Raw genomic sequence first — 18,609 nt, 5'->3', positions numbered from 1 at the left:
AGGTAGTGCATTAACGATACGCCGAGTGCGGGAGGCGTCAATCGCGCCGTCTCATTTCGCGACGGCGCGCACAAACAGGAGTCAAAAAGACGACTTACTGCTCCGGACGCATGTACGGGAACAGCAGCACGTCACGGATCGAGCTGCTGCCAGTCAGCAGCATCACCAGGCGATCAACGCCGATGCCGAGGCCGCCGGTCGGTGCCATGCCGTACTCCAGCGCACGGATGTAGTCGGCGTCGTAGTGCATGGCCTCGTCGTCGCCACCTTCCTTCGCGGCTACCTGGGCCTGGAAACGCTGGGCCTGGTCTTCCGGGTCGTTCAGCTCGGAGAAGCCATTGGCCAGCTCCTTGCCGTTGACGAACAGCTCGAAGCGGTCCGTGTAGCCCGGATCGTTGTCGTTGGCACGGGCCAGCGGCGAGACCTCCACCGGATGGTCGGTGATGAAGGTCGGCTGGATCAGGGTGTGCTCGACGGTGGCTTCGAAGATCTCCAGCAGCAGCTTGCCCCAGCCGTAGGACGGCTTGACGCGGATCTTCAAGCGCTCGCAATGGCGCAGCAGCGCCTCGCGGTCGGTGCAGTCGGCAGCAGAGATTTCCGGGTTGTGGTGGCGCACAGCCTCGTCCATGCGCCAGCGGCGGAACGCCGGGCCCAGGTCGATCTTCGCGCCGTCCCACTCCACTTCGGTGCCGCCATTGACCGTCCTGGCCACGTCACGGATCACGCCTTCGGTCAGGTCCATGATCTCGTTGTACGTGGCATAGGCCTCGTACAGCTCCATCATGGTGAATTCCGGGTTGTGGCGGGTGCTGACGCCTTCATTGCGGAAGTTGCGGTTGATCTCGTAGACGCGCTCCAGGCCACCCACGGTCAGGCGCTTGAGGTACAGCTCCGGCGCCACGCGCAGGTACAGGTCCAGGTCCAGCGCATTGTGGTGGGTGGTGAACGGCTTGGCCGCCGCGCCGCCGGGGATGTAATGCATCATCGGCGTTTCGACTTCCAGGAAGTCGCGGTTGTCCAGCCACGCGCGCATGGCGCGGATGATCTTCGAGCGCTTGATGAACACCGCGCGCGACTCCGGGGTCACGATCAGGTCGACATAGCGCTGGCGGTAGCGCTGCTCGACGTCGGCCAGGCCATGCCACTTGTCCGGCAGCGGGCGCAGCGACTTGGTCAGCAAGCGGATCGATTCGGCCTTGACCGACAGCTCGCCGGTCTTGGTACGGGTCAGGCCGCCTTCGACGGCGATGATGTCGCCCACGTCCCAGCCCTTGAAGGCGGTGTAGGCATCGCCCAGCACCGTGCCCTGCAGGAACAGCTGGATGCGGCCGGACTCGTCCTGGATCTGCGCGAAACTGGCCTTGCCCATGATGCGCTTTGCCATCAGGCGGCCCGCCATCTTCACCTGGCGGCCGTTGCCTTCCAGGGCCTCGGCGGTCCACTGCTCGGCGTCGGCGAATTCTTCCTGCAGGCGGCCGGCGAAGTCCTCGCGACGGAAATCGTTCGGGTACGCGATGCCCTGCCCACGCAGCGTTTTGAGTTTCTCGCGGCGCTCGGCGATCAACTTGTTTTCGTCAACGGGGGGGGGTATCGGTAGCTTCGCTCATGGATCTGCGGGAATCGTGTAGTGAGGGGGGATGTTGCGCCCGGCACAGCCGGTTGCCCAGCATACCAAAACCGCCCCGCCCCAGCCCTGGGCCGGGGCCCTGCCTGGTCGTCGCCAACCTTGGTTGGCGGTCCGTGTGTCGACCAAGGTCGACACCTACCAGGCCCACTGCCCGCCGCCTGGTAGCCGCCAACCTTGGTTGGCGGTCCGCGTGTCGACCAAGGTCGACACCTACCAGGCCCACTGCCCGCCGCCTGGTAGCCGCCAACCTTCGTTGGCGCTCCATCGTGTCGACCAAGGTCGACACCTACCGGATTCCGGGGAGCCGATGCCCCGGTAGGCGTCAACCGTTCCCGGGAAACGCCTGCCGCAGCTCGTCCACCAGCACCCGCTGGTTCTCCGAGTAGTCGATCGGCACCGATACCAGGTGCACCCCACCCTCGTTGAACGCCGCCTCCAGCGTCGGGATGAACTGCTCGATGGCCGTCACCTCATGCCCCTTGCAGCCATAGGCTTCCGCATACTTCACGAAATCCGGGTTACTGAACGTCATGCCGTAGTCGGTGAAGCCATCCACCGCCTGCTTCCAGCGGATCATCCCGTAGGCGCCGTCGTTGAGAATCAGCACCACCAGGTTCAGGCCCAGCCGCCGCGCGGTCTCCAGCTCCTGGCTGTTCATCATGAAACCGCCATCGCCGCACACCGCCAGCACCCGCCGCTGCGGGTACAGGATCGAGGCCATGATCGCCGACGGCAGGCCCGCGCCCATCGTCGCCAGCGCGTTGTCCAGCAGCAGCGTATTGGCCACCTGGGTGCGGTAATTGCGCGCAAACCAGATCTTGTACATGCCGTTGTCCAGCGCCACGATGCCGTCCGGCGGCATCACCTGGCGCACGTCGTGCACCAGCCGCTGCGGGGTGAATCCAGCTTCCTCGGCACGGTCAGCCAAGTGTTCCAGAATGGTAGTGCGCAGCGGCAGCAGCGCGTCGGCATTCGGCACTGCGCCTTCGATACGGTCGGCCAGCTGGGTCAGCGAACGGCCGATGTCACCGATCACTTCCACCTGCGGGAAGTACACCTGCTCCACCGCTGCCTGCGAATAGCCGATATGGATCACGGTCGGCCCACCCGGGCGCATCACGAACGGCGGCTTCTCGGTGACCTCGTGGCCGATCGTCACGATCACGTCGGCCTGGTCGATCGCCATGTGCACGTAGTCGCGCTCGGTCAGCGCGGCGGTGCCCATGTACAGGCCCGAACCACCGGCCACCGCACCCTTGCCCATCTGCGTGGTGAAGAATGGAATACCCGCGCGCAGCACGAATGCCGACAACGCTTCGCTGGACTGCGGCCGCGACGCCGCCGAGGCGATCATCAGCAGCGGGCGCTTGGCGTTGCGGATGATCTCCGCCGCGCGGTCCAGTGCTTCCGGACTGGCAATGGGACGATCCACCGCGTGCGGCGGAATCAGCGCTACGTCCCCGACCTCATCGGCCGCGATGTCTTCGGGCAGCTCCAGCAGCACCGGGCCCGGGCGCTCTTCCAGCGCGGTACGGAATGCCTCGCGGACGATGGTCGGAATGGTGCGCGCCGACACGATCTGCCGCGCCTGCTTGGTCAGCGGCTTCATGGTGCTGACGATGTCGACGATCTGGAAACGCGCCTGCTTGCTGGCGACGATGCCCTTTTGGCCGGTGATCATGATCACCGGCCACGCACCCAGCAGCGCGTAGGCGGCGCCGGTGGTGAAGTTGAGCGCGCCCGGGCCAAGCGTGGCCAGGCACACACCCGGCTTGCCGGTCAGCCGGCCATAAGTCGCCGCCATGAACACGGCCGCCTGTTCGTGGCGGGTGATGACCAGCTCGATGCTGGAATGGCGCAGCGACTCGACCACGTCGAGATTCTCTTCGCCGGGAATACCGAAAATACGCTCGACGCCTTCGTTCTCAAGCGCGGCGACGAGCAGATCTGAACCCTTGGACATTGGAATGCCGTCCTTTTCGCTGGACTGATGATGGATCGTTGCAGGAAGGATGGAAGCTGCGCGTCAACGCTTGTCGAACCACACCGTCTGCGCGTTGACGAATTCGCGGATGCCGAAGTGCGAGAGCTCACGGCCGAAGCCGCTCTTCTTCACGCCACCGATCGGCACGCGCGGGTCAGAGGCGGAGAAACCGTTGACGAACACGCCGCCGGTCTGCAGCCGGCGCGCCAGCTGCATGGCCCGCGCTCGGTCGCCGGTCCACAGGTTGCCGCTGAGGCCGAACTCGCTCTGGTTGGCCAGTTCCACCGCATGGTCGGCATCGCGGGCGCGGCTGATCGAGGCAACCGGACCGAAGGTCTCGGTATCGAAAGCCTGCATGCCCGGCTCCACGTCCGCCAGCACGGTGGGGGCATAGAACGCGCCTGGGCGATCCAGCTGATGGCCGCCGACCAGCAGCTTCGCGCCCGCGTCCACCGAGGCCCGTACCTGCGCGTCCAGCTGTTCCAGCAGGTCCTGGCGTGCCATCGGGCCGATACGGTTGCCGGCTTCACGGCCGTCGCCGATGGTCAGCGCCTGCACCTTCTGGCAGAACTGCGCCACGAAGCGGTCGTACACCGCGTCTTCAACGATGATGCGCTTGCCGGCGATGCAGACCTGCCCGGTGTTCTGGAAGCGTGAGGCCACCGCCGCTTCGACGGCAGCGTCCAGATCGGCGTCGGCCAGCACGATGAACGGGTCCGAGCCGCCCAGTTCCAGCACCACCTTTTTCAGCGCCTGCCCGGCCTGGGCGGCAATGCTGCGGCCGGCGGCCACGCTGCCGGTCAGGGTGACGGCGGCGATGCGGTCATCGGCGATCGCACGGCTGGTGCCCTCGCGGCTGATGTTGGCGGCGATGAAGGTGCCTTCCGGCAGGCCTGCGTCGCGCCAGGCGGCGTCAAGCAGCTGCGCGGTACCGACGATGTTTTCGGCCGGCTTAAGCAGGAAGCCGTTGCCGCCCATCAGGATCGGTACCGCCGCGCGCATCACCTGCCAGTAGGGGAAGTTCCACGGCATGATGCCCAGCACCACGCCCAGCGGCAGGTAGGACACGTAGGCCTTGTCGTCGGGCACCTGGGTCGGTTCGTCGCGCAGGAACTGCGCACCGTGGTCGGCGTACCAGTCGCACAGCACGGCGCACTTCTCGATCTCGGCCAGCGATTCGGCCTGCACCTTGCCCATCTCGGCGGTGGCCAGTGCAGCCAGCTTTTCACGGTCACGGCGCAGTACCGCGGCCATCGCACGCAGTACGTCTGCACGCTGTTCGAGGCTCCTGGCGCTCCAGGCCGCGAAGCCAACCTGGCCGCGATCCAGGATTGTTTCCAGTTCGGCGTCGGTGGCGAAGGGATGGCTGGCGATCTGCTGGCCGGTGGCCGGATCGCGGGAAATGGCGGTGCTGGGGGCAGCGGACATGCAGGTCTCCTGGTGTCTCGACAACGGGCGGCGGCCCGTCTCCTGCACAGGAATGTGGACCCGATCGACGGGCACAACAAGGCGTCTGCTTATCCTGTGACCTGCACTTACCTGCCTGAATGGGGTTATCGGCAGGGCTGCGTCCTGGGTACGCGCCATCGCATGCGCGCTACCGCTCCCACGCTTCGCTACGCGAACCGCGGGCCCCACTTACCAGCTCCCAGACCCCCGCCGCTTCGCGGCCGCCCCCTGACTCAGGGGGCTCTGCCCCAGACGCGAGTCGGTCGCCACAGTAGATCCACGTCATTCGTGGCTGAATCTCTTTCGGAATCAAATATCTCCAATTGAGATCGAAAACCATCCACGCATGGCGTGGATCTACCAGATCACGAGAAACTGTCAAAGGCGGGGCGGTGTCGGGGTGCGGGGTGTCAGCCGCATGGGCCCGAGGCATGCCTCGGGCGGGTTGGGCAGGACGCCCAACCCCGGTCTTGCCGTGTGCGCAGGACTGCGCACACGAGCAAGCGGCTGCCAAGCCTACACGGACGTACTTGCGGCGTCCCCGCACTCCGACACCGCCCCGCCAACCCACGGATAGCTCGCTGTTGCTGTTGCCGTTGCTTCGGCTTGAAGCAGGTGCAGGGCTGCAAGCCCTGCCGAACAACCCGCTACCTACGCGGCAGGTAGGTAACCAGTGACAGATCGTGCCGGCTCTCCGGCACCAGCGCCACGTACTGCAGGTCCAGCAACCCGCGCGTGGGGTGGTTCAGCTTCTTCGCACCTTCGTCGAACCGGCGCACGTCGTGCTCCGGCCACCACTGGCGGAACTCCTCGCTGTGCGCAGCGATGTCCTCGGCCAGCGCCAGGAACGGGGCCTTGTCCGGCGCCTGCGCCATCGCCGCGCGGAAGCCTGCCAGCAGGCCGCGGGTCATTTCTTCCCAGTTGAGGATCAGCGTGCGGTACGGCGGATACAGGAACATCAGCCGCAGCGTGTTGCGCTCGTGCGGCGCCAGCTGGCTGTAATCCACGAACAGCTCGGCGATGGCCGGGTTCCACGCCAGGATGTCGTAACGGGTATTGCGCACGTAAGCCGGGATCGGCTGCATCGCTTCGACCAACTGGCGCAGGCCATCGGTCACCGTTTCGTCGGGAGATTCCAGTGGCACGCCGTAGCCGGACAGCGCGAACGCATAGGCGCGTTCGTCGTCGCTCATGCGCAGCACCTGCGCCAGCCGCTCCAGCACCTCGGGCGAGGCGCGCACTTCGCGACCCTGCTCGATCCAGGTGTACCAGCTGACGCTGACGCCGATCGCCAGTGCGACTTCCTCGCGCTTCAGGCCCGGGGTACGCCGGCGCCCGGCCGGGAGGCCGAGCGTGGCGGGGTCGACACGGGCACGGCAGGCCTTGAGGAAGCCGCCAAGTTCCTTGCGTTCACTTTCGCTGCGCATCATCGCCACCGCCATACCCGTTGTAGCGTCGAGCCATGCTCGACGCATCCGCCAGCTCGCGAACAGCAGCCGAGCATGGCTCGGCTCTACACAAAAACGGTTCAACCACCCTCGGCGTTGCGCGCGAGGGTGACGATCTCCGCGCAGGCACGTCGATCAGGCATCGACGCGCTTGGAGCCCACGGCCAGGCCGGCCTTCAGGCTGGCTTCGACGAACTCGTCCAGGTCGCCGTCGAGCACCTTCTGCGTATCCGAACGCTCGATGCCGGTGCGCAGGTCCTTGATACGGCTCTGGTCGAGCACGTAATTGCGGATCTGGCTGCCCCAGCCGATGTCGGACTTGGTGGCTTCCACGGCGTCCTTTTCGGCGTTGCGCTTCTGGATCTCCAGCTCGTACAGCTTGGCGGCCAGCATCTTCATCGCGTTGTCGCGGTTCTGGTGCTGGCTGCGGCCGGTCTGGCAGGCCACGACGATATTGGTCGGGATGTGGGTGATTCGCACCGCCGACTCGGTCTTGTTCACGTGCTGGCCACCGGCACCGGACGAGCGGTACACGTCGGTACGCAGGTCGGCCGGGTTGATGGTGATGTCGATGTTGTCATCGATTTCCGGCGACACGAACACCGAGGTGAAGCTGGTGTGGCGGCGGTTGTCCGAGTCGAACGGCGACTTGCGCACCAGGCGGTGCACGCCGGTCTCGGTCTTCAGCCAGCCGTAGGCATAGTCGCCTTCCACGCGCAGCGTGGCCGACTTGATGCCGGCGACGTCGCCACCGGAGACTTCCATCAGCTCGGTCTTCCAGCCGCGCGATTCACACCAGCGCAGGTACATGCGCAGCAGGATCTCGGCCCAGTCCTGGGCTTCGGTGCCACCGGCACCGGCCTGGATGTCGACGAACGCAGCGGCATTGTCCATCTCGCCGGAGAACATGCGCTGGAACTCCAGCTTCTCCACGTGCGACTGGTGCTTGTCCAGGTCGGCGACCACGGCCAGCGCGGTGTCCTCGTCCTGCTCAGACTCGGCCAGCTCAAGCAGTTCGGTGGCATCAGCCAGGCCGTCCAGCACCGAGGCGATGCCGCCCACGGTCTTTTCCAGGCTGGAACGCTCGCGGCCAAGGTTCTGGGCGTATTCGGCGTTGTTCCAGACGTCGGGGCTTTCCAGCTCCCGCGTTACTTCTTCAAGACGCTCTTTCTTGGCGTCGTAGTCAAAGATACCCCCGAAGCGACAGCACGCGATCGGTCAGATCGGTGATGCGCTGGCGGACAGGATTCAGTTCGATCATGTCGGCGGTTATGCATTCAAAAGATGACTGGTAATGATACCGCAGGCCGGGGATGCCCGGAATGAGGGCCTCACCCTGCCCCCAGCGCCTGCCGCAGCAGCGGTAGCTGGCGCCGGCTGCAGGGCACCTTCGCCCCGTCGGCCATGTGCAGCAGGGCCTCGCCGCCGTCCAGCGGCTCGATCGAGCGCAGCTGGCCCCGATGGATCAGCCAGCTGCGGTGCGGACGCAGGAACTCACCCGGGTCCAGCCGCTGTTCCAGTACCGCCATGGTGATCCGCAGCGGGTAGTCGTGGCCGCGTACCCGCAGGTTCACGTAGTTCCCCGCCGCCTGGGCGTACTCCACGTCGGCAGTGGCGACCAGGAACTCCTTGCCCAGCTTGCGCACCAGGAAGTGCTGGGGGCGCTCGACCGGTTCCACCGGCGGGCCGACATCGGGCTCGGCCAGCAGGCTCGCCTCACCCTGCCGGCGCCGGCCAAACCAGCTCGCAAAGTGCTCCAGTGCCACGAACATCGCAAACGTGCGTACATCCTTCAGGTATTCGTACGCAAAACGCTCCAGCCAGCCGGCATCGTCCTGGTACCGATAGCCCAGCGCTCCATAGGCCAGGTGCCGCAGCAGCATCATCCCGACCACGTGCAGCAGCGACCAGCCGACGCTGGCCAGCAGATACAGCGGCAATCGCTGCTTCCAGGTATCGGCATGCAGCGGCCAACGCTCGCAGGCCCGCCACAGCAGCGGCAGGGTCAGCAGGATCGGGACGAGGCTGCTGAACTCCCAGATCATCGGCTCCCACAAACCCAGATCGGCACCACGGCGACCGGCATCCATCACTTCCACCAGCGCATTGGTCACTGCTGAAGCGGACAGGATGGCCGCCCATACCAGCAGGCGGGTTGACGTGCGCCAGCGCGGTGGTCGGCCCTGGGTCATTGCTGCATCCATGTCGTTGCGGTGCTCCAGCCTGCCTCAAGGGACCGAGGGTAGCGGCTCCATTGGTCCCACCACCCCCGCCATTGGTCACTGCGCGGCTTCCGGCGGCCCCTTGGAAGTCGCTGCTCGGACCGGGCGGCGTCACCTTGGCTCGACTCTCCGGCACACCACCCCCATGACCCGACGCCACGACATCGACGCCCTGCGCGTGTTCGCCTTCGCCCTGCTGATCCTCTATCACACCGCCATGGCCTATGTGGACGACTGGGGCTTCCACCTCAAGAGCGTGCACACGGCCGAATGGCTGCAGTGGCCGATGGTGTTCGTCAATCGCTGGCGGATGTCATTGCTGTTCCTGATCTCGGGCATCGCCATCGCACTGATGCGACCCGAAGGCAGGTTGCTGCGCTTCGCCTGCCTGCGCACCTGGAAGCTGCTGTTGCCCCTGCTGTTCGGCATGTTAGTGATCGTACCGATCCAGCCGTACTGCGAAGGCGTGTCCAACGGTCATGTGGCACCGGGCTTCGGCCACTTCCTGCTGCGCTACTGGCAGGTGCGGCCCTGGCCGGAAGGCAGCTTCGCCGGCTGGCAGTACGGCATCACCTGGAACCACCTGTGGTACCTGGCCTACCTGTGGAACTACACCCTGGCGCTGGCCCTGTTGATGCCATTGCTGGGAACGACAGTAGTGCGCGGCGCGATGGCACGCGTTGCAGCCTCGCCCGCGCTGCTGATTGGCACTCCGTTCGCGCTGTTGCTGGCCTGGGTGATCTGGCTGGAGCCGATCTATCCGTCCACCAATGCCCTGCTCGGCGACTGGTACCAGCACGCGAAGTACGCCACGGTATTCCTGGCCGGGTACCTGCTGGGTCGCGAGCCACTGTTCTGGGAACGGGTGGTGGCCCTGCGCCGCACCACGCTGTGGCTGGCACTGGCGGCGGTCGGCTGGTACATGGGCCTGCGCATCCTTGGCCAGGTGCTGGCGGCCGATTCCCCCCTGCGGCAATGGCCCGAACCGTTCTGGGACCTGCAGGTCCGGACCAGCCAGTCGCTGTACGTATGGACCGCGCTGCTGGCCATCCTGGGCTGGGGAAAGGTGTTCCTTGATCGCCCGTTCCGCTGGCTGCGGTACTGCACCGAGGCCATCTATCCCTGGTACATGCTGCACCAGAGCCTGATCATCGTGCTGTTGTTCTGGCTCAAGCCACTGCAACTGGGCCCGTGGATGGAACCGGCCCTGCTGCTGGCCGGTACCATCGGCGGCTGCCTGCTGATCCACGAGCTGCTGATCCGCCGCTCGCGCTGGCTGCGGCCGCTGTTCGGCCTACGTGCCGATCCGCCAGCGTCGCCGATTGCACGCGCCGCAACGGCGCGCTGAGTTCGGTGCCGTTGTAGAGCCGAGCCCGCGCTCGGCTGCTTCTGTCGTGAGCCGAGCATGGGCTCGGCTCTACCCGTCCACCAACCGATAATCCGCCAATGTCAGCACCTACGCGTATGGCAACAGCGCAATGAGGACAACGGATGTTCCAGACCCATTGGCACCTGTGGCTGCAGCAGACCTTCGACGCCGGCGGGATGCTGGCGCTGATGCAGTTCATCAGCCTGCTCGGCTATGAAATGGCCTATACCGCGCTGATCCTGGTATGTGCATTCGGGGCACGCCTTCGCGCTGGCCTCTGCGTGATGCTGGCGGTGCTGCTGATGGCCTGTGCCACGCATGCAATCAAACAGGGCGCCGCCCTGCCCCGCCCGTCGGATGTGGATGCGCGCGTACTGGATGAAGGGGTGCCGTCGCACCCCTTCGTGGTCAACGGCGGCGGACAATCGTTCTGGTCACTGCCCGATGCGCAGTCCACCGCCATGCTGCGCGCGCAGCCCGACGCCGACTATGGCTTCAACAGTGGCCATGTGGGCGTGGCCACCGCTGCCTGCGTCGGCCTGCTGCTGGCCTTCGGCATTCGCCGACGCTGGCTGCGCTGGACGTTGGCGCTGGGCTGGCCGCTGCTGATGGCGCTGTCACGGATGTACCTGGGCCGGCATTTTCTGGCCGACGTGCTGGGCGGATGGCTGATCGGCATCGGCGTGGCTCTGTTGGCATGGCAGCTGATGCCAGGGATGCGCTCAAGCAGGCAATGGCAACTGCCGGTCCTGTTGGGGCTTGGCGTGCTGCTGGCATGGGCGGCGGCGACCACCCGCTTCGTTCCAGTTGGTGAAGCCGGGCGACTGCTCGCGCTGGGCCTGCTGGTGGCGTGGATGCAATGGCGCGGCTGGCCGGTGGATCCGAAGAACATCGTGCAGCGGGGGTTGCGCGTGCTGGCTGTGGTGGTGATCTATCTACTGGCACGGCCGTTGATCGACCTGTTCGCCGCGGCCATTCCGCTGCCTGATGTACCGGCGACCGAAGTGCTGTGGCAGACCGTTGGCACGCTGTTGATCCTCGGTGGCGGTGTGGCACTGGCGCGGTGGATGCAGTGGATTCCGCATGGGGTCTCCAAGGTCTGAGACTAACCCTACCTGTTGGTTACCTTCACGGCATTTGCAACTATTCGCATTGGATGTTCCCAAGAACCTTGCGATTCTCCCTGGTCGCCTTCCAGACGGAAGTGGACCTTTGCCCTGGAGACCTGCAATGGATCAATCCGACATCAGTATGCTGGCCGCCTTCATTGAATCAGAGGAGGCTGCGCTTGCTGAAGAACGTCAGGGCGACTTCTATCCGAGTTATCACTATCAACTCGCGGCACTCGCACCAAGGGCTGGTAACGGCCTGCCCCAGGATATGCTGCAACGCTTCTACTTCCATTGGCTGCGAGTGGGAGACTGGAAGGTCGCAGGACTTCCGCAGAGAGACTTTCCCATCCTTGTTGCCGCGTACCAGGAGCTCACGAAGCTCCATGTGGGCTACGACACACGCCAGCCAGGCCTCAGCCTCCCGCATCTCTTCTGCTTCGGCTTCAATGAACATGGCGAGCTGCCAAGCGGTGTGGTTACCAATGCCGCGGATCTGAAACAGCGCACGCGTCTGGTGGAGCACTGCAGGAAGTACCAGTCGTTCCAGGCCCAGCGAGAGAAGGTCGATAAATTTCTGCCATATCGCCCATTTGCGCGAACCATTCTCGAGACAACTCGGTTCCTGCAACACGATATCAAGGGTATGGGTCGAATCCTCTATTGGGGCATGGCGCTCATTGCACTGCTCGATGAGGACACACGCATCCAGATGACAAACGACCTGATAGCCAGGAACTGGCCCGAAGACAGGGAACGCGGCCATGTGCTCTCCCTGCTTCATCACACCGCCGAGGCGACCCGGCCCCATTGCGCAGCGGACGCCGAGTTCGACGTTCTCTGCGAACATCTGGCGCAGATGCACGATACCCGGATCATGACGGGCGACGCAGTCCAGTTGGCGCAGCGGGAGGGCTGGCACGTTGACAACATCCGTGATTGGAATGCCAGCATCACCCTCTATCACGGAGGTGAGTACAGCAGCGAGCCGGGGCATCCCCGGATCAGACTTGATCTCAACAGCTGGCCTGATACCCCTTGGTCAATCAATCTGAGCGTCGGCAATGGCTCCTACGTCGCCTACCGGGACGAACCCACCAGCAATGATTTCCAATTGCCGCCAATCATCGGCGCCACGCTTGATCATTTCCCTGAATGGGTCAAGCAGATAAACGCACGACTAGGAATCAATCTGGTTCCAGGCACTGGCTCAGCTGCATCTGCCTACAAGAATCGTACGTTGGCTAGACAACTCGACGCATGGATGCGCGGGAAATAGCAGCAGGATTGCGTCGTATAGAGCCGAGCATGGGCTCGGCTCCACCTTGAGGCAGTCGAGCAAGCTCGACTCTACAAAAGCCCGGGATCGATCATTTCACCTCGAACTCGCCCACCAGCACAGTCTCGGCACGATCCTTCAGCCGCATCGTGACCATCTGGTCCTTCTGCTTCGGCGTGCCCCAGTGCGTGGTCAGCCGCAGCATCAGTGTCGTCGCACCGGTCACCAGCTGCTGGCGGCTGCCGAAGTAATTGGCCTCCACCTTGTACTTGCCGGGCTTGGCGTTGCGCAGCGAGAACTGCTCGGGACCATAGCCGCCGGTGAAGTCCTGCGACATCTGTCCACCCTGATAGGTCAGGCGGTTGCCGTAGTACGCGCGCTCGCCGTTCGGGTCGGTCACCCACAGGTCCATGTCGCTGTTGTCGGCATCCCACGACAGCACCACGCGCAGGTCCAGCGGCATCGCCTGCAGCAGACGCGGGTCGATGCTGGTGGTATCCAGCCGGGGCGTGCTGCGTGCCACCAGGTTGGTCAACTCATCCAGCGCGATCAGGGCGATGCCATCGAAACGATTGTCCCACGGCCGCACCACCACCTGGTACAGCGGCGCCAGCGCCTGCTGCGGCTTGCCCGCAGCCGCCAGTGCCAGGCCCAGGTCGCGGAAGCTCTGCGGTTCTTCCTGGCCCATCGCCAGCACCTGCTCGAACACTGGCACCGCCAGTGCGGGGGCATCAGCCTGCATCAGCCGGTAACCGAGCACACGCAGCAGGTGGCGGTTGTCCAGGTCCATCTCGGCCAGGTTCGACAGCACGCGCAGTGCCAGTTCGCGCTGGCCCTGCTCCAGCAGCAGGTCGGCCACGTCGAGGAAGAACGCGCTGCTGTCGGCGTGGGCATCGCGCTCGGCCAGATAACGGTCATACAACTGCGACGGCGGCCCCTCGCGCAGGCGCTTGGCGATGGCCGAGTCCGGCTGCCAGGCCGCCAACTGGATGCCGAGCTCGCCCTCGTTGGCGGCAGCGGGCGCAGCGACACGGCCACCAGTGACCGTGATTGAATCGAGGGCCATGTTCGATGCAGGTGCTGAGCGACGCGCACGCGCGCTGCTGGCTTCCATGCGCTGCTCGGCGGCGGCGGCCATCGGTGCCGGGGCGGGTGGTACCGCCGGGGCCGGCGCGGCGAGCATCGCCACCGGCGCCGAGTCCATCGCGTAATCCGCGGATGCAACTTCCAGCGCCCCGCCCTTCAACTGCGGAGGCGCTCCCTTCGGCCAGCTTCGGTTCCACCACTGCTGGCGCTCCTTCCAACGTGCGGCAACCTGGTCCAGGCGCTGGCGATCGGCAGCGGCGCGATCGCTCACCTGCCGTGCGAAGCGGGCATCGTACTCGGCGCGCAGTTTGCCGGACGGGCGGATCGCATAGCGCAGGTAGTCCTCCAACGTCTCCAGCACGATCAGTGAGGTGTCCGGGCCGACCAGGCCAAACTGCTGCGACAGGCGCTGCATCGCCTCGCGGTTGCCACGGCGGTCGGCGGCCAGCTGCTGCAGGCGCGCCTGCGCCCACAAGCCGGCCAGCAGCTCGCCGTCTTCACTCTTCTGCGTTGCCGGCATCGCCTGCCATTCGCCGCCACCCACGCGCACCCGCATCGGCACACCGTCGGCCGCCAGTCGTGCATGCAGCCACAACCAGCCATGGGCTTCACTGCGACGATCGATCACCACGTCCTGCACGCCGCGCCCCGCATCGACCTGCACATCCAACGGAGACGACAGCAGCTCGCGCGCCGCCGCATCGACATCCTTGCCCAGCGCAACGAAGCGGCCGCCATGCGCTTCGCTCCAACCACGCAGTCGCACGGCATCGGTGCGCGCACCGGCGCTGCTGATCGCAAACAGGCGCTGGTCCGGCGCCATCGCCGGCAGCTGTTCCGGCCCATAGGTCAGCAGGCCATCGCTGACCAGCAGGTATTCCTTCACCCTCTGCTCTGGTTGCCACTGCGCCAGCGCGCTGGCACCGTCCGGGCGTACGGCCTGCAGTGCCGCACGCAGCTCACTCCAGTTACCGGCGCGGATGCGGAAGCGCCTTACCGGCTCGGCGCGATCGCGCAGCACGGTCAAGGCCACGGTGCCGTCGCCCAGTGCGGCGAAATAGCGATCGAGCAGCGCAAACTCGCGCGTGCGATCGCGCTGCCCCGCCGAACCGGAGCCATCCCACAGCAGGCCGATCTCGCTGGGCAACGTGCGGGGCGTGCTGCTGGCCGCCACCGGCAGCTGCGCCAGCAGGTAATGGCCATCCTCCCAGGGCGCCACCTGCAGCTGTGCCTGGCGGGCTGCCGGGAGGCTCCACTGCAGCTGCCTGGGCAGCTGCGCGCCCTTGCCCTGCCACTGCAACTGGCCCGCGCTGATGCGGAACGGCGCCGTACCTGCGCTCGCCGCGCCGGGGGCCTGCAGCTTCAGCTCAACCGAGGTTGCACCGGCGGCGAACTGCAGCGGCAGCGTCCACTGCCAGCCTTGGCTGGCGAAGGCCAACGGTTCGCGAATCACCAGCTGCACGCGTCGGCTGCCACCGGCCGGCAGCGGATAGATACGCAGACGGAACTGGTTGCCAGCGGTCTGTTCCAGCAAGCCCGGGTCGACGCCGCGGCGGGCGATTTCCTCGAACACCTGGCGGCCGCGGTCCTTCGGTACCGGCACCGCCTCGCGCAACTCGCCGTTGATATCAAGCGCGAAGCCGGAGATCTGCTGGCCATCGGCCAACGGGAACTGCAGCTCACCCTCCAGCACGCGCCGGTTCGGGTTATGGAATTCCAGGGTGATCCGGGTCTGAGCGATGCCGGCCTGCACCTCGCCCTCGATGCGGGCGTGTCGTAATTGAACCGGCTGCTCAGCCGCCGGCGCGATCAGCAGCGGCGTGGCGGCCTGCGGCCGGGAGATCGGCGGCGACTGTGCGCCAGCGGGCCAGGCCGCAAGGGCCAGCAACAACACGGTGCAGCAACGGGCGAAGACCATGACCGGGCTCCAGTGGGATCGTGGACCTTTGAACGCACCAGCAACCGTAATGGGGTTGGCGCCTGCGCTCGCATCGACACACGCCCCTCCAACCAGCACCATGGAAGTCCTCGCCACACAGGGATGCACCATGCGCCCGTTGATTGCCTTGATCCTGCTGGTCCTGGCCGGCGCCGCCGCCGCTGGCAGCGTGAAAGGGGTGCGCTTCGCCCACTACGACTGGATGCTGGCCTGCGACAACACCCGCACCTGCCGCGCCGCCGGCTACCAGGACGATGTCGGCGGCAACTTGCCGGTGTCGGTGCTGCTGACTCGCAAGGGCGGACCCGGCCAGCCGGTCAGCGCCGAACTGATGCTGGGCCAGTACAACGAGGTCAAGCTGCCGACACAGCTGTCGCTGCAGATCAACGGCAAAGATCTGGGCGCGCTGTCGTTGACCGCAGACACGGCGACACTGCCTACAGCGCAGACCAAGGCACTGCTGGCCTCCCTGGCGCGCAGCAGCCGCATCGTGGCGGTCGGCAACGATGGCCAGCGCTGGACGCTGTCCGATCGTGGCGCCTCGGCGGTGCTTCTGAAGATGGACGAATTTCAGGGTCGGCTGGAGACTCCCGGCGCGCTGATGCGCAAGGGGTCGCGCGCCGAAGCCTCAGTTCCTCCCGCACTTCCGGTGCCTACGCTGGTTCTGGCGCCATTGGTGGCGGCACGAGCCACCGATGCCGCACTGGAACACTCACCCGCACTGCGCGCGGCGCTGGCCGCGGCCAACCCGAGCGGCGACTGCGTCGCACTGACACCCGAAGGCCTGCCGATGGTGGACGGCCCGCAGGCGCTGCGCGTGACCCGGCTGGGGAGGACTTCCCTGCTGGTGTCTACGCTCTGCTGGCGTGGCGCCTACAACGAAGGCATCGGCTACTGGGTGGTGAACGATGCGCCGCCCTTCAAGGCCACGCTGGTGACCGCATCGGGCGGCGATGACGATGGTCGGGTAATCAGTTCGGCGCACAAAGGCCGCGGCTTAGGCGATTGCTGGTCCACCGCGAGTTGGGGCTGGGACGGGCGCCACTTTGTGCAGATCGATGAATCCACCTCCGGCCTGTGCCGGCTGGTCGCGGCCGGGGGTGCATGGCACATGCCGACGCTGGTGACCGAGGTGACGCCCTGAGCTTGGCCAGTTGATTGGATCCACGCATAGCGCGCCGCCCACGGCCCCGCTCGCGAAGCGGCGCTCAAACCGGCAGGCAGTGCTCCACGATCAGCTGGATGGCGCTGCCGCCACGGTAGTCATCGCAGGCCAGCCGGTAGGCCAGGTGGACGTGACGTGATGGCGCGTTGCCGTGCCAGCCGCCGAAATGGATGGCGTTGATCGTGCCGGGTACGCCGGGCAGGCGCAGTTCCAGCTTCAGGTGACGCTCCTTCAGCACGCGCCAGTTGGCCACTTCGAAGTGGCCGTCGAACAGTGGCTCGGGGAAACCCTGGCCCCACGGCCCGGCCAGGCGCAACGCATCGGCGTGGCGATGGTCCAGCTCGTCCGCGGCCAGCTCGCCGTCACTGAGCACCTGCTGCTGCAGTGCCGCCGGATCGAGCATCTCCAGCACCACCGCGACGAAGGCGGCCTTGAAGTCATCGACGTGGTCACGCCGCAGGCTGAGGCCGGCCGCCATGGCGTGGCCACCGAAGCGTTCGATCAGGCCCGGGTGGCGCGCATCGACCAGCGCCAGGGCGTCACGGATGTGCAGGCCGGGAATGGAGCGCGCCGAGCCTCGCAGGGTGTCGGCGCCGGGTTCGGCCGGCGCGAAGGCGATCACCGGGCGATGCAGGCGATCCTTCATCTTCGACGCGACCAGGCCGACCACACCCGGATGCCAGTCGGCATCGAACAGGCAGGCCGCCACCGGGCGCTGCCCCGACATGTCAAGCACCACGCGGGTCAACGCCTGCTCGGCGTCATCGGTCATCGACTGCTGCACCGCGCGGCGTTCTGAGTTGATCTGCTCCAGCGTCTGCGCGATCTCCCGCGCCTGGCGCGGGTCTTCGGTCAGCAGCAGCGCGATGCCCAGCGCCATGTCTTCCAGCCGGCCCGCAGCGTTCAGGCGCGGGCCGAGTGCGAAGCCGATATCGGTGGCGGTCAGTCGCGCGGCATCACGGCCACTGGCTTCGATCAGCGCACGCAGGCCGACACAGCCCTGCCCTGCGCGTAGACGGCGTAGGCCCGCACTGACCAGCGCACGGTTGTTCGGATCCAGTGCCACCAGGTCGGCAACGGTGCCCACCGCCACCAGGTCCAGCAGCGTGGTCAGGTCCGGCCCCTTGCCATCGGCAAAGACGCCGGCCTCGCGCATCTGCCGGCGCAGCGCCATCAGCACGTAGAAGATCACGCCGACACCGGCCAACGACTTGCTGGGGAAGGCATCGCCGTCCAGATTCGGATCGACGATGACATCGGCAGGCGGCAGCTGCGGGCCGGGAAGATGATGGTCGGTGACCAGCACCTGCCAGCCACGCGCCTTGGCCGCAGTCACACCCGCATGGCAGGCAATGCCGTGATCGACCGTGACCAGCAGGTCCGGCTGCAGCTCGGCCAGCTCCTCCACCAGCGACGGCGACAGGCCATAGCCGTGCACCATGCGGTTCGGCACCGCGTGGAAAACATGCTGCGCGCCGAGCATGCGCAGGCCACGCACACCGACCGCACAGGCGGTAGCACCATCGCAGTCGAAATCGCCGACCACCAGGATGCACTTGTCGTTGGCGATGGCCTCGACCAGCAGGCCCACTGCATCGTCGATGCCGGTCAGCAGCTCGGGCGCATGCAGGCTGCCCAGCTTCGGCAGCGCCAGCTCCGGGGTACCGGCACCGCGACTGGCGTAGAGCCGCGCCAGCAACGGCAGAGTGCCCTCCGGCCAGTTGGCGGGCGCAACCGCATCGCGGCGGCGGATCGTCGGCGTATCAGAGGAGGGCTGCACGGCATCGGCGGCAAGGGACATCGGCATCGCCGGTTACGAAAGACAGAGGGATGATACCGCGCGTGGGAGAGGCTGGCGGGATTGTGCCCGGCAGCTGCGGTAGTGCCGGCCGCTGGCCGGCAACCCCGGCAAACGTCCAGGGTCAGAGCCGT

12 protein-coding genes are annotated in these 18,609 nt (G+C 66.2%); 4 read left to right on the top strand and 8 right to left on the bottom strand.

Annotated elements, in window-relative coordinates:
• Positions 1–94: 94 nt before the first annotated feature.
• From lysS to ACZK3J_RS10225, 6 genes are all read right to left on the bottom strand, one after another.
• Positions 95–1,591, bottom strand: a complete 1,497-nt coding sequence (gene lysS, locus ACZK3J_RS10250) for a lysine--tRNA ligase (RefSeq protein ID WP_478476975.1) — start codon at positions 1,589–1,591, stop codon at positions 95–97.
• A gap of 358 nt (positions 1,592–1,949) precedes the next feature.
• On the bottom strand, positions 1,950–3,590 hold the full coding sequence (locus tag ACZK3J_RS10245; protein ID WP_197585335.1) for an acetolactate synthase large subunit: 1,641 nt from the start codon (positions 3,588–3,590) through the stop codon (positions 1,950–1,952).
• A gap of 63 nt (positions 3,591–3,653) precedes the next feature.
• The gene (locus ACZK3J_RS10240) at positions 3,654–5,039 is read right to left on the bottom strand and encodes an NAD-dependent succinate-semialdehyde dehydrogenase (RefSeq protein ID WP_478476868.1); all 1,386 of its coding nucleotides are present in this window, start codon (positions 5,037–5,039) and stop codon (positions 3,654–3,656) included.
• Between the two features lie 668 nt (positions 5,040–5,707).
• A complete protein-coding gene (locus ACZK3J_RS10235) occupies positions 5,708–6,490 on the bottom strand; it encodes a helix-turn-helix transcriptional regulator (protein WP_032128808.1) in 783 nt (260 codons plus the stop codon).
• A 153-nt stretch (positions 6,491–6,643) separates the two neighbouring features.
• Positions 6,644–7,769 (bottom strand): peptide chain release factor 2 gene (gene prfB, locus ACZK3J_RS10230; RefSeq protein WP_097048047.1). Its coding sequence is split into 2 segments (ribosomal slippage): positions 6,644–7,693 and positions 7,695–7,769, totalling 1,125 coding nucleotides; the frame shifts between segments, so codons are not numbered across the junction.
• Positions 7,770–7,839: 70 nt separating this feature from the next.
• A complete protein-coding gene (locus tag ACZK3J_RS10225; RefSeq protein WP_134950753.1) occupies positions 7,840–8,700 on the bottom strand; it encodes a LytTR family DNA-binding domain-containing protein in 861 nt (286 codons plus the stop codon).
• A gap of 175 nt (positions 8,701–8,875) precedes the next feature.
• Here ACZK3J_RS10225 and ACZK3J_RS10220 point away from each other — a divergent pair, with 175 nt between their 5' ends.
• The 3 genes from ACZK3J_RS10220 to ACZK3J_RS10210 all read left to right on the top strand — a co-directional run bounded on the left by ACZK3J_RS10220 (position 8,876) and on the right by ACZK3J_RS10210 (position 12,487).
• Positions 8,876–10,078 carry an acyltransferase family protein gene (locus ACZK3J_RS10220; RefSeq protein ID WP_134950752.1) on the top strand — a complete coding sequence of 401 codons (1,203 nt, stop codon included), beginning with the start codon at positions 8,876–8,878 and terminating at the stop codon, positions 10,076–10,078.
• Positions 10,079–10,221: 143 nt separating this feature from the next.
• Positions 10,222–11,202, top strand: coding sequence for a phosphatase PAP2 family protein (locus tag ACZK3J_RS10215; RefSeq protein WP_478476867.1), 981 nt, complete (start codon positions 10,222–10,224; stop codon positions 11,200–11,202).
• Positions 11,203–11,329: 127 nt separating this feature from the next.
• Positions 11,330–12,487: a hypothetical protein gene (locus tag ACZK3J_RS10210; RefSeq protein WP_134950750.1), complete on the top strand. Its 1,158-nt coding sequence runs from the start codon at positions 11,330–11,332 to the stop codon at positions 12,485–12,487.
• Between the two features lie 91 nt (positions 12,488–12,578).
• Here the strand turns inward: ACZK3J_RS10210 and ACZK3J_RS10205 are convergent, their stop codons facing one another.
• On the bottom strand, positions 12,579–15,491 hold the full coding sequence (locus ACZK3J_RS10205) for a VIT domain-containing protein (protein ID WP_478476866.1): 2,913 nt from the start codon (positions 15,489–15,491) through the stop codon (positions 12,579–12,581).
• 130 nt (positions 15,492–15,621) lie between these two features.
• Here ACZK3J_RS10205 and ACZK3J_RS10200 point away from each other — a divergent pair, with 130 nt between their 5' ends.
• Positions 15,622–16,656 (top strand): DUF1176 domain-containing protein, encoded by a 1,035-nt coding sequence (locus ACZK3J_RS10200; RefSeq protein ID WP_478476865.1) that lies wholly within the window; start codon positions 15,622–15,624, stop codon positions 16,654–16,656.
• A 64-nt stretch (positions 16,657–16,720) separates the two neighbouring features.
• Here ACZK3J_RS10200 and recJ read toward each other — a convergent pair whose 3' ends face one another.
• A complete protein-coding gene (recJ, locus tag ACZK3J_RS10195) occupies positions 16,721–18,478 on the bottom strand; it encodes a single-stranded-DNA-specific exonuclease RecJ (RefSeq protein WP_478476863.1) in 1,758 nt (585 codons plus the stop codon).
• Positions 18,479–18,609: the final 131 nt, after the last annotated feature.

The sequence above is a fragment of the Stenotrophomonas sp. 86428_Sma genome, from assembly GCF_056481585.1.
Note: the sequence above shows the minus strand (reverse complement) of the source record. Positions and strands in the feature narration are given on the sequence as shown.

Coding starts and splice junctions, on each gene's coding strand:
- ACZK3J_RS10245 (WP_197585335.1), bottom strand. CDS start 3,590: ATGTCCAAGGGTTCAGATCTGCTCGTCGCCGCGCTTGAGAACGAAGGC.
- ACZK3J_RS10240 (WP_478476868.1), bottom strand. CDS start 5,039: ATGTCCGCTGCCCCCAGCACCGCCATTTCCCGCGATCCGGCCACCGGC.
- ACZK3J_RS10220 (WP_134950752.1), top strand. CDS start 8,876: ATGACCCGACGCCACGACATCGACGCCCTGCGCGTGTTCGCCTTCGCC.
- ACZK3J_RS10215 (WP_478476867.1), top strand. CDS start 10,222: ATGTTCCAGACCCATTGGCACCTGTGGCTGCAGCAGACCTTCGACGCC.
- ACZK3J_RS10200 (WP_478476865.1), top strand. CDS start 15,622: ATGCGCCCGTTGATTGCCTTGATCCTGCTGGTCCTGGCCGGCGCCGCC.
- ACZK3J_RS10235 (WP_032128808.1), bottom strand. CDS start 6,490: ATGATGCGCAGCGAAAGTGAACGCAAGGAACTTGGCGGCTTCCTCAAG.
- recJ (WP_478476863.1), bottom strand. CDS start 18,478: ATGTCCCTTGCCGCCGATGCCGTGCAGCCCTCCTCTGATACGCCGACG.
- ACZK3J_RS10225 (WP_134950753.1), bottom strand. CDS start 8,700: ATGACCCAGGGCCGACCACCGCGCTGGCGCACGTCAACCCGCCTGCTG.
- ACZK3J_RS10205 (WP_478476866.1), bottom strand. CDS start 15,491: ATGGTCTTCGCCCGTTGCTGCACCGTGTTGTTGCTGGCCCTTGCGGCC.
- ACZK3J_RS10210 (WP_134950750.1), top strand. CDS start 11,330: ATGGATCAATCCGACATCAGTATGCTGGCCGCCTTCATTGAATCAGAG.